We start from the raw sequence: 15,958 nt of genomic DNA, 5'->3' as shown, positions 1-15,958 counted from the left end.
GCATGCCGTCGGCCGACGTCAGAGCGCGGCGCGGACGTCGTCCAGGCTGGGCGGGTTGGCGCCGGCACGGGTGCAGTTGATCGCCGCGGCGGCCACGCAGAACTGCAGCAGGCGCTCCAGCGCGGCGGGCTCGCTGCCCAGCGCCGCCAGCGCGGCCGGATCGGGCAACTGCTGCAGCAGCGCGGCCTGGAAGCTGTCGCCGGCGCCGACGGTGTCGGCCACCTGCACCACGCGGCCGGGCACACGCGCTTCGCTGTCGCCGCGCCAGGCCACCGCGCCGTCGCCGCCCAGGGTCATCACCACCAGCGACGGCCCCTGCTGTAGCCAGCTGCGGGCGATGGCGAACGGATCCTGCTGCGGATACAGCAGCTCGATGTCCTCCTGGCTGACCTTGACCACGTGCGCCAGCGCGATCCAGCGCGCCAGCCGCGCGCGCCATACCGCCATGTCCGGCTCCACCGTCGGCCGCACGTTCGGGTCCAGCGAGATCAGCCGTTGCCCGCGCTCGCGCTCGGCCAGCGCCTGGAAGGTGCTGGCGGTGGTCTCGGCGACCAGGGTGTAGGAACCGAAATGCAGGCCGCCGACGCGCGCGTCCAGCGCCGGCAGGTCGGCCTCGGTCAGCGCGCGATCGGCGCAGCCGGTGCCGTAGAAGGCGTAGTTGGGCACGCCGCCGGCGTCGAGCGCGACCATCACCAGGGTGGTGGCCTCGCGCTTGTCGATGCAGTAGTCCAGGGCCACGCCTTCGCCTTCGAGGGTGGCACGCAGCTGGCGGCCCAGCGGATCGGTGGACAGGCCGGTGAACAGCGCCGACGGCGCACCCAGACGGGCCAGGCCGATCGCCACGTTGAATGGCGAACCGCCCTGGCGCGCGGTCATCCCGACCGAGGTGCCGGCGTAGCCGTCGATGAAGATGTCGTACAAGGCCTCTCCGCACACCACGAACATCGAACCGCTCCTCATAGGTTGCAGCGCGCCGGCCGGCGCGATGGGGCGGCTATTGTGGCGTACCTGCTGCGGCGCGGCGACCGTGTGTGGGGCAGGCAGGAGCATGCGAGGACCAGGCTGGCTGGCGCCCCGAACCCTCATCCGCCCCTGCGGGGCACCTTCCCCCGAAAAGGGGGCCATGGTCCCGAGGGGAGAAGGGAACAGCCGTGCGGCCATAGCCCCTCTCCCCCCGGGAGAGGGGTTGGGGTGAGGGTACGAGCGCGCAGCGCCTCATAGCCCACCGCCCGCCGCAAACATCCCAGACAGCACCTTGCCACCACCCCTGCGATAGTCGCCCCTCCCAGCCAACACCAAGGCCGTTCACATGAAAATCCTGCTCGCCGGCGCCACCGGCCTGGTCGGCGGCCACGCGCTGACCCAGTTGCTGGCCGAGCCGGCCTGCAGCGCGGTGATCGCGCCGACCCGGCGCGCGCTGGAGCTGGTCCATCCCAAGCTGCTCAACCCGGTGCTCGACTTCGACGCGCTGCCGGTGCAGGCGCCGTGGTGGCAAGTGCAGGGGGCGATCTGCGCGCTCGGCACCACGATGCGCCAGGCCGGCTCGCGCGCGGCGTTCCGCCGGGTCGATCACGACTATCCGCTGGCGATCGCACGGCTGCTGCACGAGCATGGCGCAGCGGCGTTCGCGCTCAACTCGGCGCTGGGAGCGGATCCGCAGTCATGGGCCTTCTACAACCGGGTCAAGGGCGAGTTGGAACACGACCTGCGCGCGCTCGGCTTTCCGTCGCTGACCCTGGTACGGCCGGGCCTGATCGGCGGCGAGCGTGCGCAACGGCGCCGCGGCGAGCATGCCGCCAGCCTGGTGCTGCGCGCACTCGGACCGCTGCTGCCGCGGCGCTACCGGATCAACCCGGCCGAACATATCGCCGCGGCACTGGTCGATGCCGCGCTGCGGCCGCGCCCGGGCGTGCGGGTGATCGACGCGGCGCAGTTGGTTTAGGGGCCGGGATTGGGGAGTGGGGATTCGGGATTGGAGCGTCGTGCGCGAGTCCGCAGCATTGCCCGCCAACGCACGTTTGGGCGACTTCTCTGTGGGTCGTCCGCGGTGTGACGCCGGCGCCAGGCCACATCACCACGGCATCGCGTGCAGCCCACACTCGCCGCAGCGCGCTCGCGCGCACTGCACGCGGCCGCACACCGAGCCTCCTCAGGCGCCCAGCGACTGCCCGCCGTCCACCGCCAGCACCTGGCCGGTGATCCAGCGTGCCTGCGGCGAGGCCAGGAAGAGTGCCGCGTTGGCGACGTCGTCGATCGCGCCGAAGGCGCCGAACGGAATGCTGGCGCGGATCTGCCGGTACAGCTCGGGCTGCTGCTGGCGACGCTGCTCCCACAGGCCGCCGGGGAACTCAATGGAACCGGGCGCGATCGCATTGACCCGGATCCGCTCGCGCGCCAGCTGCGTCGCCAGGGTGGTCGTGTAGTAGTTCAGCGCCGCCTTCGCCGCCGAGTACGCCGGCACCCGCGGCGTCGGCCGCAGGCCGTTGATCGAGCTGATGTTGAGGATGCAGCCGCGACCACTGCCGCGCAGATGCGGCAACGCGGCGCGGTTGCAGCGCACCGCGGCCATCAGGTCGATGTCGAAGCCGGCCTGCCAGCTCGCATCGTCGTCGCCATGGCCGTAGCCGGAGGCGTTGTTGATCATCACGTCGATGCCACCCAGTGCGTCCGCGGCCTGGGTCACCCAGGTCTGGATCTGCGCGGCGTCGGCCAGATCGCAGCACTGCGCCGCGACCGGGTGGCCGTGGCGCTGCAACTGCGCGGTGGCGTCGGCCAGCGGCGCGGGACTGCGCGCGCAGATCGCCACTGCGGCGCCATGGCGAGCGAAGGCATCGGCGATCGCCAGGCCGATCCCGCGGCTGGCGCCGGCGACGAGCACGCGGTATCCCGCGAAAGCGGACGGATCGGTCATCGGTGGCTCCTGCGTGCCATGGGGCGTGCCCCGATTATCCGCGCAATCCGCAGCGTGCGGCCGCTTCTGGCACCATGGCGGCCGTCGTACGCGCCGTCCGTCGGTGCGCCCGCCGCGCCGTCGCCCTGCGATGACCGCCGCATTCCCTTTCCAGGATTTCCCGCAGTGAAGAAGACCTACCGGCTCCGCATCGAAGGCAAGCATCCCGACCGCCTGCTCGACGCCGCCAAGCACGACATCCGCAAGTACATCCGCCGCGAGCGCCGCAAGACCTTGCCGGCCGGTGCGGACTACTGGGATTTCGACACCCTGTTCGGCACCGAGGAAGCCACCGCCGCGGTGCTGCCGCCGGCCGAACTGCTGCGTGCGGTCGACGCGCTGGTCGCCGCCGGCGGCGAGCAGTTCTACGTGGAAATCCGCAGCCGCGCGTGCACGCGGCCGCCGCGGGCCAAGGGTGGCCAGGACGAAAGCGAGCACGATCCCTTCGAGGACTGAGCGCGATCCGGCGCGCCTGTCGCGCCGGGGGCGCCGCCGTGGCTGCGACGTGCGACGCCACGCCAGTGCCCGCGCCCTTTCGCATTGCCGCAGCGCTTGCCGCGGTGCGCCAGGCCTTCCAGGCGTTTCTGGCCGGATGGCCGACTGCGGCACGCGTTGGCGCGGACGCTCCTGGCGTCCTTGGTCGGATCCGTCCGACAAGCCCGCGTAGCATGGCGACGCGGTCGTTCTGATGTTCTGGCCGGAAGCGTGCCTGATCTCGGCACGCGTCTGTGTGGCGACGGATGCCGCAATAAAGCGTGGTACAGCCCACGCGGTGCCGCTCAGCCGCTCGCGGGCGGCTCCCCGTTGTGCGCACGCGCCGCGCGCAGCCGGTCCTTCTTGCTCGGTCGCTTGCCCTTGATGCCGCCGGCGGAGGCGGCCGCCTCTGTGGCCGGCGCGGCGGCCGGGGGTTGCGCTTGCTTCGGCTCGAAACCGGGAATGCGTTCGCGCGGCGCGCGCACGCCTTGCCGCTTTTCGATCAGGCGCAGATGCGCCGCACTGGCCGCGTCGACGAAGCTCAGCGCCTGGCCCTCGGCACCGGCGCGCGCGCTGCGGCCGATGCGATGGGTGTAGTCCGCGGTGGAACGCGGCAGGTCGTAGTTCACCACCACCGGCAGCGCGGCGATGTCGATGCCGCGCGCGGCCAGGTCGGTGGTCACCAGCACCCGCACCTGCTGCTGGCGGAACGCCTCCAGGGTGCGCAGGCGCCGCCCTTGTGCGAGGTCGCCGTGCAGTGGCTGCGCGGCGATGCCGGCCTTGGCCAGCGCCGTGGCGACCTGCTCGGCGCTACGCCGACTGGCGACGAACACCAGTGCGCGTGGCCATGCTTCCTGTTCCAGCAAATGCTGCAGCAACGCCAGGCGACGCCCGTCGTCGACCTCGATCGCGCGCTGGCGCAGCGTCGCCGGGATCGGTGCGGCGTCGGCGGCGTCGCCGATGCGTCGCGGCGCGCGCAGCAGGCGCGTGGCCAGCGCCGCGATCGGGGCTGGCAGGGTGGCCGAGAACAACAGGGTCTGCCGCGTCGGCGGCAGCAGTTGCAGTAGCCGCTCCAGTTCGGCGCCGAAGCCGAGGTCGAGCAGGCGGTCGGCCTCGTCCAGCACCAGGTGCGCCACCGCGTCCAACTGCAGCGCGCGCTGCGCCAGCAGGTCGAGCAGGCGCCCGGGCGTGGCCACCACCACGTCGGCGCCGCCGCGCAGCGCCAGCATCTGCGGATTGATCGAGACGCCGCCGACCGCCACCACCACCCGCGGCCGCCGCGGCAATTCCAGGCCCAGCGCGACGAAGGTATCGGCGACCTGCACCGCCAGTTCGCGGGTCGGCACCAGCACCAGCACGCGGGTCGAGCGCGCCGGCCTGTCCGCCTGTGCGCAGGCCTGCAGCAACGGCAACGCGAACGCCGCGGTCTTGCCGGAACCGGTCTGCGCCATGGCCAGCAGGTCGTGGCCGGCGACGATCAGCGGCACCGCCTGCTGCTGGATCGGCGTGGGCGTCTGCCAGCCGGCGCGCGCGAGCGCGGCGGCGAAGGCGGGATACAGCGCGGGCGACAGGCCGAGGGAGGCGAACGGCATCGGGGGCGGGCAGGGCGCGGGAGAGACCGCACAGTATCGCCGACCCGGCGCAGGAGTGCTTTCCGTCGTGACGCTTTGGACGATCGCGTCGCGGCTGAAGCCGCTCCGACAAGGGCGTGCGGCGAGCTCCCCGGTGCACTGTGGGAGGGACTTCAGTCCCGACGCATTGCGCCATCGGAACGCACGCCACGTTGCTCGTCGCGGCTGATCCCGAGAAGGGGACAAGAGCCGCTCCTACGAGAGGCGATCGGCGCGAACAGCTGTTGCCACTCCCACTCCCCAATCCAAAGCCGCAACGCACGGCCATCCACGCGGATGGCCGTGCGCGTCCTTGCAGGCCTTACTGCGGGCAGCTCACGCCAACGGCGGCGAAGGCATTGCGCACCGCGGTCACCGAGCGGCTCAGGTCGCTCGCGGCGGTCTGCACGCCGCAGGCGCCGCTGTTGAAGCTGGTGCTGGGCGTCCAGTACAGCTGGTTGGCGCGGGCGAACACCTCGAACGCGCTGCGCGTGTTCCAGCCGGAGGTGGTGGCCAGGGTGTAGAAGGCCTTGTTGTAGACGCCCGAGGAGTAATGCACGTCCAGGCCGCTGCGGTAGTTGGCGGCGTTGTCGATCGAGCTGCCGTCCTGGGTCGGGTTGGCCATGTAGCGCAGCGCACCGTTGGCCTTGAAGATCTCGGTGCCGACCTTGAAGTCGTTCGTGCTCTTGAGGTAGTACTCGGTGGCCTCGCCGGCCATGTCCGAGAACGCCTCGTTGATGCCGCCGGACTGGCCGGAATAGGTGAGGTTGGAATGCTGCTCGGTGAAGCCGTGCGAGACCTCGTGGCCGGCGACGTCGGCGCTCACCAGCGGATAGAAGCGCGTATTGCCGTCGCCGAAGTTCATCGTCGAACCGTTCCAGAACGCGTTCTCGTAGCGCGTGCCGTAATGCACGCGCATCACCAGCTGGAAGGTCAGCGGCGCCACGCCGACGTAGCTGCGGTACATCTTCTCGATCACGCCGCCGAAGTAGTGCGCGTCGTTGATCGGCGAGTAGGCGCCGTTGATGGCCTTGTAGGTGTTGCGCGGGCAGGTGAACTGGTACGCGGTGGTGCCGGAACTGCCGCCGTTGAGGTTCACCGACTTGACGTTGCTGTTCTGCATGCGGCAGTTGTCGTCCACCTCCAGGAAGCCGTGGATGCTGTCGCTGCCGTACTCGTACTGGCCGGTCTTGGCGTTGCCGCCGGGGCCGGTGGCGTCGCGCGTGGTCAGCGCGTCCCACTGCTTGAGGATGGCGCCGCTGCGCGCATCCACGATCACGAACGGTCGGCTCGGCGCGCCGCCGTTCGGCGCATCGGCGAAGAACGACACCACGTAGGCCAGGTGCGCGCGGTCGCTGTCGTCGAGATAGATCATCTGCGGCGCCTGCGCGCGTTCGATGCGGCGCTCGGCCTGCGCGGCGCCCAGCGCGACGCGCTGGGCCACACGCAGCGCGGCATCGGCGCTCAGCGAGGCACTGGCGGCGTTGGCGGCGGTGGCCGGCAGTTCGCTGGCCAGCCCGGCCACCGAGCGGCCGAACAGGCTGCGCACGCTGCCGTCGGCGCGCTCGCTGACGATCACTTGCTCGCCCCATACCGGAATGCCGCGGAAAGTCTGCTGGTAGCGGCGGTGCACGGTGCCGTCGGCATCTTCGCTGCTGCCGAGCAGGGTCAGCGCGGACTCGGCGTCCAGCCCGATCAGTTCGGCATGGCGCACCGCGGCCGCGGCCGGGATGCCGCCCACGCGCGCGGCGGCGCTGCGGTACTGGGTACCGAGCGTGTCCGGGTTCTTGGCGTGCAGATCCACGCGTTGCGCGGCGCTGGCGGAGGTGGCGGCGAGCGCAATCAGCAGGGAGGGCAGCAGCACCGACGGACGATGATGACGTGGCAGAGTCATGAGCGGAATCCTCGAACGCAAGAAGGAAGGGCGCGCCGTCGCGGCAGCGGAGCGGCCGTGGCGCGATGCGTGGCATGACGTTCAGGGCAGTGCGGCCGATCGGCGCACTGCCTCCCCCTGTGCAGCGACCATAACGGCGGCGTCGCGTCGCGTGGTAGACAGGTTGCGTTCAGGATTTTTGCATCGAGCAGATGCGGTATCGCCGTAGCTGCGACGTGTGACGCGCAATCGAGCCAAGCGGTTCGCCATCACGATGCATGCAGGTCGGCGGATGTGCACCGAATGCATGCGAAGCGATCGCAGCACCAATGCTGGACCGCCGGTAGCACTTGGTCCCTGCACTGTGGGAGGGGCTTCAGCCCCGACGCGCTGTGCAGGAATTGCTCGGGAGAGCATCCCGTAGTGTGTAGAAGACTGCAGAGACCACGCGCGCCTCTGCGTGGCCTCCGAGGCATCCAATGCAGAACGGCCTCAATCGCGGTGCTTTTAGTTCGTCGCGTCGGGACTGAAGTCCCTCCCACACGGGACGCATCTGCTGTACCTGGTGCGCAGATGCACCGTCTGGTTCTATGCAGATCGGCTGATGTGCACCGAATGCATGCGGAGTGATCGGCAGCACCAATCCCGGACCGCCGGTAGCGCTTGGTCACTTCCCTGTGGGAGGGGCTTCAGCCCCGACGCGCTGTGCTGGAATTGCTCGGGAGAGCATCCCGAAGTGTGTAGAAGACCGTAGAGAACACGCGCCCCTCTATGTCGCCGTTGAGGCCTGCGCTGCAGAACGGGCTCAATCCCAATGCCTTTAGTTCGTCGCGTCGGGACTGAAGTCCCTCCCGCAATGGGGGTGCATACCACCATGGCGGTGCATCTACTGCATCAGCGCAGCAGATGCACCGTCTGGCGTCAGGCAGGTCGGCTGATCTGCAAGACGGCCGGCGCTCAGCCCGGCAGCGCCAGGTCGTCGATCATCGCGCGCAGGAAGCGCGCCGCTTCGCCGCCGGTGCAGGCGCGGTGGTCGAAGCTCAGCGACAGCGGCAGGATCTTGTGCGTCTCCACGCCGCCCATCACCGGCACCAGCTGGTGGCGGGCGCGGCCTGCGGCGACGATGGCCACGCACGGCGGCACCACGATCGGGGTGGCGTAGCGGCCGGCGAACATGCCGAAGTTGGACAGCGAGATGGTGTAGCCGCTCAGCTCCGAGGCCGGAATGCTGCGCGCCTCCACCTGCTGGCGCAGGCGGTTGATGCCTTCGCGCACGCCGCGCGCATCGAGCATGTCGGCGTTGCGCAAGGCCGGCACGAACAGGCCGTCGTCGGTGTCCACGGCGATGCCGATGTCCACGTGCGCGTGCAGGGTGCGGGTCAGCGCCTCGCCGTCGAACCAGGCGTTGAGCGCCGGCACCGCCTGGCAGGCGGCGACGATCGCGCGCACCAGGCGCCCGGTGGTGTCGTTGCCCGGCGTCCATGCGTGCAGGTCGGCATCGTCGTTGAGCGTGGTCAGCACCACCTGGCGCTGCGCCTCGGCCATCACCCGCGCCATGTTGCGGCGCACGCCCTTCAGCGGCTCGGGCTGGCCCTGCACGGCCACGCCCGGCGGCTGGGTGCGCATCGGCTTGCCGGCGGCGGAGAGCGGCGTGCGCGCGGGTGCGGCTTGGGATGTGCGGGCCGGCGCAGGAGCGGCTTCAGCCGCGACGGCAGGGCTCCGTGCAGTCGCGGCCGAAGCCGTTCCTGCAGCGGCGCCGGCTTTCGCCGAACCATCGGCCGCGGCCTGCTTGACGTCGGCCAGGGTGACTGCGCCGTCGGCGCCGCTGGCACGCACCCGGCCCAGGTCCACGCCCAGCTTCTTGGCCAGGGCGCGTACCGCCGGCATCGCGCGTACGCCGCCTACCGACACGGCCTGCTCGCTGTGCACGGTGTTGGAGCTCTGCATCGCGCCGACCACGGTGCCGGCATCGTCGCGCTCGCCTGCGGACTGCGCGTTGTCGGCGTCGTGCAGTTCGCCGCCGTCGTCGGAGGCGACCACGCGGTCATCGGCCGCAGCGGTGTCCGCGCCGGCACCCTTGCCGGACGCGGCTGGTGCCGCGCCGCCGTGGTGATGGCCGGTGTCCTGGCCTTCGGCGCGTTGCGGCAGGTTCGGGTCGGGTGCGAACTGCGCCAGCATGCTGCCGGTGACGACGATGTCGCCCGGCGCGCCGGCCAGCTTCAGCACCTTGCCGGAGACCGGCGACGGCACTTCGACCACCGCCTTGGCGGTTTCCATCGACACCAGCGGCTCGTCCAGCCGGATGGTGTCGCCTTCCTTGACGAACCACTCGACGATGGTGGCGTCGGGCAGGCCTTCGCCCAGGTCGGGCAGATTGAAATTCTTGGTTTGGCTCATGTGGTCTCTTCCAGCAGTTCCAGGTCGCGTGCCGGCAGCCAGCCCTGCGTGCCGTCGGCGCGCTCGGCCCACCACCAGTCGCCGTATTCGTGATGCAGGACGACGGTGTCGCCCTGCGCGGCATCGAGTTCGCGCGCGTCGTAGTCGCGCATCGCCACGGCATGGCCGTCGCCGGTCGGCTGCAGCCAGGCCAGCGGCGCCCAGCCGGCGCTGCCGGCGGCGCCGGTGATCCAGACGAACGCCGGCCACTCCTCGTCGCGCACGCCCAGCGCGACCCGCTCGCCGGCGGCGATGCGGATCGGATGCGGATAGGCGGCGCGGTAATCGCTGATCAAACGTGCCTGCATATCAACCCGCGGCCATCGCCCGCTTGGCCGCGGCGACGATCTTGTCGGTGCTCGGCAGGTACTTCATTTCCAGCCGGAACAGCGGGATGTGGGTGTCGTAGCCGGTCACGCGCTGCACCGGCGCGAGCAGGTCGTACATCGACTGCTCGGCCAGGCGCGCGGCGATCTCGGCGCCGAAGCCGGCGCTGCGCGGGGCCTCCTGCACGATCACGCAGCGGCCGGTGCGCGCCACCGATTCGGCGATGGTGTCGAAGTCCAGCGGGCGCAGCGTGGCCACGTCGATCACTTCGGCGCTGATGCCGTCGGCGGCGAGCCGGTCGGCGGCCTCCAGCGCTTCCTTGACCTGCGCGCCCCAGGCGACCAGGGTCACGTCGGTGCCGTCGCGCAGCACGAAGCACACGTCCAGCGGCAGCGCCTCGCCATCGTCGGCGACCACTTCCTTGTACTGCCGGTAGATGCGCTTGGGTTCCATGTAGATCACCGGATCCGGCTCGCGGATCGCCGCCAGCAGCAGGCCGTAGGCGCGCTGCGGCGAGGACGGCAGCACCACGCGCAGGCCCGGCACGTTGGTGAAGATGGATTCGTTGGCTTCGCTGTGGTGCTCCGGCGCGCGGATGCCGCCGCCCCACGGCACGCGCAGCACCATCGGGCAGTGCAGGCGGCCACGCGTACGGGTACGCAGGCGCGCGGCGTGGCAGATCAGGTGATCGACCATCGGATAGACGAAGCCGTCGAACTGCGCCTCGGCCACCGGCTTCATGCCCTGCGCGGCGAGGCCGACGCTGAGCCCGGCGATGGTGGTCTCGTCCAGCGGGGTGTCGAGCACGCGCTGCGCGCCGAAGCGCTGCTGCAGGCCGGCGGTGGCGCGGAACACGCCGCCGTTGACGCCCACGTCCTCGCCCAGCACCAGCACCGACGGGTCGTGCTGCAGTTCCCAGGCCAGCGCCTGGGTCACCGCTTCGATCAGGGTAATGGGCGTGCTGGTCATCGGGCTGTCTCCGCGCGCGGTGGCGGCGCTGTGGGCGGTGCCGGCCGCAGGCGCGGCCGTGTGATCGGCGAGGCGGGGGCTCAACTCATCCATGGCGCTGCTCCAGGGCGATGGCCTCGGCGCGCTGCGCGAGCAGGTCCGGCGGCGGGTCGGCGTACAGGTAGTCGAACATGGCCTCCACCGGCTGCACCGGGGTTTCCAGGTAGGCGTTGAGTTCGATGTCGGCCAGGCGCGCGCATTCCTGCTTCCACGCGGCTTCCTCTTCCTCGCTCCACAGGCCCTGTGCGCTCAGCCAGGTGCGCAGGCGCAGCAGCGGCTCGCGTTCCCAGGCCTGCTTGACCTCGGCATCGTCGCGGTAGCGGCGCGCGTCGTCGGCGGTGGTGTGGTCGGACAGGCGGTAGGTCATGAACTCGATCACCGTGCCGCCCTGGCCGGCCAGCGCGCGCTCGCGCGCCTGGCGCATCGCTTCGAGCACGGCGATCAGGTCGTTGCCGTCCACCTGCAGGCAGTGCAGGCCGCCGGCCAGGCCCTTCTGCGCCAGCGTCTGCGCACCGGTCTGCGCGTTGCGCGGCACCGAGATCGCCCAGCCGTTGTTGATCACGCACAGGATCAGCGGCAGCTGGTAGGCGCCGGCGGAGTTGAGCGCGGCATAGAAGTCGGTCTTGGACGAGCCGCCGTCGCCGCAGGTGGCCACTGCCACCTGAGGTTCGCCGCGCAGCTTGAACGCCAGCGCGGCGCCGGCGGCGTGCAGGCACTGGGTGGAGATCGGCACGCAGATCGGGAAGTCGCGGGCGGCGTCGGAATCGCGCTGGAAGTCGCTGCCGCGCTCGTCGCCGCCCCAGTACAGCAGGATCTCGCGCGGGCGCACGCCGCGCATGAACATGGCGCCGTACTCGCGGTAGCTGGGCGCCAGCACGTCGCCGCGGCGCATCGACGCGCCGATGCCGATGTGGGTGGCCTCGTGGCCCAGGCAGGAGGCGTAGGTGCCCAGCTTGCCGGTGCGCTGCAGGGCCACCGCCTTGCTGTCGAAGGTGCGCACGTAGAGCATCTGCTTGAACAGCGCCAGCAGCGTCTGCGGGTTGGCCGAGTCGGCCGGAAGCGCGTCGCGGACCGGCTGGCCGCCCGCGTCGAGGTACTGCAGGAACTCAATTTCGAACTGGGCGGCGATGCTCATGGCGATGGCGCTCTCGACAACAAGTTTCAAATGATATGAGTCGGCATGTTAAGGAAGCCGTGCACAAAAGCCGTCGTGCACCGCAGCACGCGGCGATGCCGTATCGCACAAGAAAAGCGTGGTCGCGCCGCGTTGCCGATTGATGGCGTTGGGTATCGCCGATGTTGCACTGCGATGCATGCCGTTCATGTGTGCGTGGGTGTCCACCGGTGGCGGTGGTACATGCCAGCGGTGCGGTGCGCGCGCTGAAGGCGAGGGTGTCGGACAAGGACAGAAGGCGTACACGTGCAGCAGCAGCGGAAGGGCATCGCGCATCGCCCGCTACGCACCCTCAAGCCGCATGGACGTCGCCTTGTAACAGCGGCTTCAGCCGCGACGGGCGTTACCGGGAATCCCCCATCGCGGCTGACGCCGCTCCTGCGCGATAGCGCTTTCGGCAGCACGTGATCGGCGCCGGGTGGCGTTGCCCCAAGCAAAAAGGGCGTGGCCTTGCGGCCACGCCCTTTCGTCTGCACCGCTTGCCGCGATCAGCGGCCGAACAGGCGCAGCCCCTCCACGCGGGTGCTCAAGCGCGCGCTGTTGTCGCTCGGGTCGGCATCGGCCGAGGTCGAGCCGGCGCTGGCGCCGATCACGATCTGGCGGTCGGCCGGCAGCGGCCGTGTCGCCAGGCTCAGGCGGAATGCGGCGCTGGCGCCCGGCGCCAGGTCGGCGCCGCTGCGGCACTGGAAGCGCGCGCTGCGCAGGCCGTGGTTCTGCCGCACGCACTGCCAGCCGCGCGGCGGCACCAGCGCAGTGAGCGCCGACAGGGTGCTGCCGTCGATCTCCAGGCTGGCGCCCTGCACCGGCGCATTGCCGTGGTTGCGCACGTCGATGCGGTAGTCGGCGAAGAAGGCGAAGAACGGCAGGGTGGCCGGGCCGTCGATCGACACCGCCAGGTCGCCGGCCGGACGCGCCTGCACCGCCACGGTGGCGCCGCCACCGTTGTCGCCGGGGTTGGGGTCCTCGGTCTGCGAGGTCACCGACGCGGCCAGGCTCAGGCTGCGCCCGACCAGGGCGGTGCCGGCCGGCACCGCCACCTCGAAGCGCGGCGTGGTGCCGGCGGCGAACTGCGCGGTGCTGCAGGTGACCACGGTCTGCGCAGCCACCTCCGGCGCGGCGCAGTCCCAGCCCGGGGCGGCGGTCACGCTCGGGGCCACCGCCGCGTCCAGGGCGAAGGCGACTGCCGCCGCACGCGCCGCGTCCGGACCGGCGTTGGCCAAGGTGACGCTGTAGCGGATGGTGTCGCCTGCATAGACCGACGCGTTGGCGGCGCTCACGCGCAGGCTCAGGTCGGCGCGCTCCAGCGGCTTGAGCTTGATCAGCACCACCGCCGGGTCGTGGTCGGACAGCCGCGCCGGCGAGTTGGCGTCGTTGCGGGCCACGGCCGGGAAGTCGGCGTTGAGCCGCGCATGGGCTTCGCTGAGACCGGCGATCTGCGCCGAGCGCATCAGCGCACGGTTGGCCAGGATGTGGTCCAGCGACTGCACGTTGCCGTCGTAGGCGTAGGAGTAGCTCTGGTCCGGCGTCGACAGCAGGGTCAGGTTGTACAGCGCCGGATCGACCAGGGTGGCGCCGTCGCCGCCGACCACGGTCTGCGCGTCGGGCGCCGGCAGGCCGGTGATGGTGCCCATCGCATCGACGTAGCCGTCGTTGAACTCGAAGGCGTTGAAGTCGCCCATCACCAGCAACTGCTCGGTCGGATCGGCGGTCTGGCGCGCCTGCAGCAGGTTGGCCAGGAACACCGCCTGCGCCTGGCGCTTGGCGCGGATGCGCTGGCCGCTGGCGTCGTCGGTCTCGGCGCCGTTGAGCGAACGCTGGTGCACCTCGACCACGGTCAGCGGCAGCGCGCGGCCGTCGGCGAAATGCACCACCGCCTTCAGCAGCAGCGGCGGACGGTCGTTGAGCAGGCTGACGGTGCCGCTCGGCTCGGTCCAGGTGGCGGCCTTGCCTTCCTGGCTCACCGAGACCACCTCGACGCGGGCGATGCCGGCGCCGACCTGCGCGGTCTTGACCAGGAAGCCGACGTCGATGCCGCCCACGTCGTTGCCTTCCTGCAGGTAGGCCACGTACTGCGGATCGGGCTGGCCGGCGGCGACCGCGTCGCGGTTGACGCGGTCGGCCAGGGTCTGCAGCACGCTCAGGTTCTCGATCTCCACCGTGCCGAGGATGTCGGGGGTGTTGAGGTAGTTGCGGATCGCCAGCGAGGCCTTGTTGAGGCGCGCCTGGTAGGCGGCCGCGGTCAGCACCGGTTCGCCGATCGCCGGATCGTTCTGGTCGTCGAAGAAGCGCTCCATGTTGTAGGTGGCGATGTTGACGTCGTCGGCCTGCGGCGCGGGGGCGGCCTTGGGCTGGTCGGCGCCGTCGCACTGCACGGTGGGCGCGGTTTCCGGGTAGATGGTGTAGCGGCGGAAGCTGTAGTCCAGCGGGCCGCTGACGCCGAGCACGGTGCAGCCGGCGGCCACGTCGATGCGCTGGCCGCCAAGGCCGGCGCTGCCGACCGCGATCACCTGCGGGCTGGTGTTCCAGCGCGGCACATCGGCCGGCGAGCCGGCCGGCAGCGCGTCGGGCTGCTGCACGCCGGCGGTGCGCCAGGCGCGCGGCAGGCCGGTGACCACGGCATGAAACACGCCATTGCTGGTGGCGCTGGCGTTGGTCTCGTTGACGTTGCCCAGGGTCGGCGTGTTGACGGTCAGGCTGGGCACGGTGACGCGCATGCCTTCCAGGCGCTCGAGCTGGTCGTAGGCGCCGTTCGGGTCGGGGAAGCGGGTGGTCAGCTCGACCGCGGCCGGCAGCGGATTGCCGGTGGACTGCAGCAGCACCGTCGGCGAGGTCAGTTCGGTCAGCGGCGGCTGGCTGGGGTCGGTGCTGGGCACGTATTCGACCACCGTGGCCTGCACCCGCACCGAATTGCCCACCGCGGCCTCGGCCGGCGGCGCGCTGCCGGTGTAGACATAGATGCCCTCGGAGGTGAGCGGGTCGGCGTCGGCCTGGGCGTCGGGCGTCTGCAGGAAGAAGCCGGCGCTGCGCCGCGCGGTGACGATGCCGCTGGTGGCGACCACCTGGCCGACCAGCGGCGAGCGCGCGCCGCTGCCCTGGATGCTGTGGATCGGCACCAGGTTGAAGTCGTCGTTGAGGATCACTCCACTGGCGGTCAGCGTGGACGGCAGCGCACCGCTGACGCCGGTGATGTCGAGGTAGAAGGTCTCGTCGGGTTCGTTGCTGGTGTCGCCGTTGACCAGCACGCGCACCTCGGCGCTGCTTTCGCCGGCCGGGATGGTCACCTGGGTCGCGGCCAGTGCCTGGTAGTCGCTGCCGGCAGTGGCGGTGCCGTCGCGGGTGGCGACGGTGAAAGTCACACCGGCGCTACCGGCCGGCTGGCTCAGCGTCACCGTGAACACGAATGCGCTGCTTCCGCTGTCGCCTTCGGCGCGGCTGACGTTGGCCACGCTGGCCACCGGCTGGTTGCCGCCGCCGCACAGGCTGACCGGCGCGGCGCTGTTGCGCGGGGTCGGCGCGCCGGTGGCGAAGTCGGCGTTGTTGTTGTCGCTGTCGCTGCAGCCGCCGTTGCCGCGCAGCACCGCCAGGGTGTTGCTGGGCGCGGCGGTCGGGGCGCTGCCCTCGGCGCAGCTGGCGCTGCTGCCGTAGCCGACGAAGTCGGCGTTGCCGGCCGGGCAGGCGCCGCTCAGCGCGGCGCTGCTCTTGCTCAGCGCGATCTTGCCGGCGCTGCCGCTCATGGCGATGGTGCCGGTGGCGTCGGGCGTGGGCAGCGCGGTGCTGCCGCCGCTGCCGTCGGCCTGCTTGACCAGGTAGTAGCCGCCCGGCGCGATGCTGCCGCTGAGCGTGGTGACCTGCCAGCTGCTGCCGGCGGCCGAGGCGTACTGCACCGACCAGCCGGCCAGGCTCACCGCCTCGCTGCCGTTGTTGTGCAATTCGACGAAATCGCTTTTGTAGGTGGCGCCGCTGTTGCCGCCACCGCCATAGACCTGGCTGATGACCACCTGGGCCTGGGCGTACCCGGCACCACCCAGCGCGCACGACAACACTGCAGCTCGAAGCAGCATGGTTCGCATGAACAAGATCTCCCCAATCCTTGAAGACGTGGACGA

Annotated in this window: 11 protein-coding genes; 2 read left to right on the top strand and 9 right to left on the bottom strand. The window is 71.0% G+C overall.

Going from position 1 to position 15,958, the window contains the following annotated elements:
• Positions 1–18: 18 nt before the first annotated feature.
• Positions 19–945 carry a carbohydrate kinase gene (locus SLW52_RS11060; RefSeq protein ID WP_320740139.1) on the bottom strand — a complete coding sequence of 309 codons (927 nt, stop codon included), beginning with the start codon at positions 943–945 and terminating at the stop codon, positions 19–21.
• A gap of 364 nt (positions 946–1,309) precedes the next feature.
• On the opposite strand from SLW52_RS11060, the gene SLW52_RS11055 reads away from it, so the two are divergent.
• Positions 1,310–1,942, top strand: coding sequence for an NAD-dependent dehydratase (locus tag SLW52_RS11055; RefSeq protein ID WP_320740141.1), 633 nt, complete (start codon positions 1,310–1,312; stop codon positions 1,940–1,942).
• 207 nt (positions 1,943–2,149) lie between these two features.
• Here SLW52_RS11055 and SLW52_RS11050 read toward each other — a convergent pair whose 3' ends face one another.
• On the bottom strand, positions 2,150–2,911 hold the full coding sequence (locus SLW52_RS11050; protein ID WP_295910845.1) for an SDR family NAD(P)-dependent oxidoreductase: 762 nt from the start codon (positions 2,909–2,911) through the stop codon (positions 2,150–2,152).
• 165 nt (positions 2,912–3,076) lie between these two features.
• Here SLW52_RS11050 and SLW52_RS11045 point away from each other — a divergent pair, with 165 nt between their 5' ends.
• Positions 3,077–3,406, top strand: a complete 330-nt coding sequence (locus SLW52_RS11045; RefSeq protein WP_017909718.1) for a DUF6172 family protein — start codon at positions 3,077–3,079, stop codon at positions 3,404–3,406.
• A gap of 323 nt (positions 3,407–3,729) precedes the next feature.
• Here the strand turns inward: SLW52_RS11045 and SLW52_RS11040 are convergent, their stop codons facing one another.
• The 7 genes from SLW52_RS11040 to SLW52_RS11010 all read right to left on the bottom strand — a co-directional run bounded on the left by SLW52_RS11040 (position 3,730) and on the right by SLW52_RS11010 (position 15,922).
• Entirely contained in the window at positions 3,730–5,016 is a 1,287-nt protein-coding gene (locus SLW52_RS11040; RefSeq protein ID WP_320740144.1) for a DEAD/DEAH box helicase, read from the bottom strand.
• Between the two features lie 340 nt (positions 5,017–5,356).
• Positions 5,357–6,928 (bottom strand): M4 family metallopeptidase, encoded by a 1,572-nt coding sequence (locus SLW52_RS11035; RefSeq protein ID WP_320740146.1) that lies wholly within the window; start codon positions 6,926–6,928, stop codon positions 5,357–5,359.
• 936 nt (positions 6,929–7,864) lie between these two features.
• A complete protein-coding gene (locus SLW52_RS11030) occupies positions 7,865–9,304 on the bottom strand; it encodes a dihydrolipoamide acetyltransferase family protein (protein WP_017910229.1) in 1,440 nt (479 codons plus the stop codon).
• The gene (locus SLW52_RS11025; RefSeq protein ID WP_152236758.1) at positions 9,301–9,651 is read right to left on the bottom strand and encodes an SH3 domain-containing protein; all 351 of its coding nucleotides are present in this window, start codon (positions 9,649–9,651) and stop codon (positions 9,301–9,303) included. The genes SLW52_RS11030 and SLW52_RS11025 overlap by 4 nt, the downstream gene beginning before the upstream one ends.
• Before the next feature lies 1 nt (position 9,652).
• A complete protein-coding gene (locus SLW52_RS11020; RefSeq protein ID WP_267092895.1) occupies positions 9,653–10,732 on the bottom strand; it encodes an alpha-ketoacid dehydrogenase subunit beta in 1,080 nt (359 codons plus the stop codon).
• On the bottom strand, positions 10,725–11,813 hold the full coding sequence (pdhA, locus tag SLW52_RS11015; RefSeq protein WP_017916506.1) for a pyruvate dehydrogenase (acetyl-transferring) E1 component subunit alpha: 1,089 nt from the start codon (positions 11,811–11,813) through the stop codon (positions 10,725–10,727). The genes SLW52_RS11020 and pdhA overlap by 8 nt, the downstream gene beginning before the upstream one ends.
• A gap of 527 nt (positions 11,814–12,340) precedes the next feature.
• Positions 12,341–15,922 (bottom strand): lamin tail domain-containing protein, encoded by a 3,582-nt coding sequence (locus tag SLW52_RS11010; RefSeq protein ID WP_320740149.1) that lies wholly within the window; start codon positions 15,920–15,922, stop codon positions 12,341–12,343.
• Positions 15,923–15,958 lie beyond the last annotated feature (36 nt).

Source organism: Xanthomonas sp. LF02-5 (assembly GCF_034105325.1).
GTDB lineage: Bacteria > Pseudomonadota > Gammaproteobacteria > Xanthomonadales > Xanthomonadaceae > Xanthomonas_A > Xanthomonas_A sontii.
The sequence above is the reverse complement of the archived record's forward strand: the minus strand, read 5'-3'. Positions and strand labels throughout refer to the sequence as shown.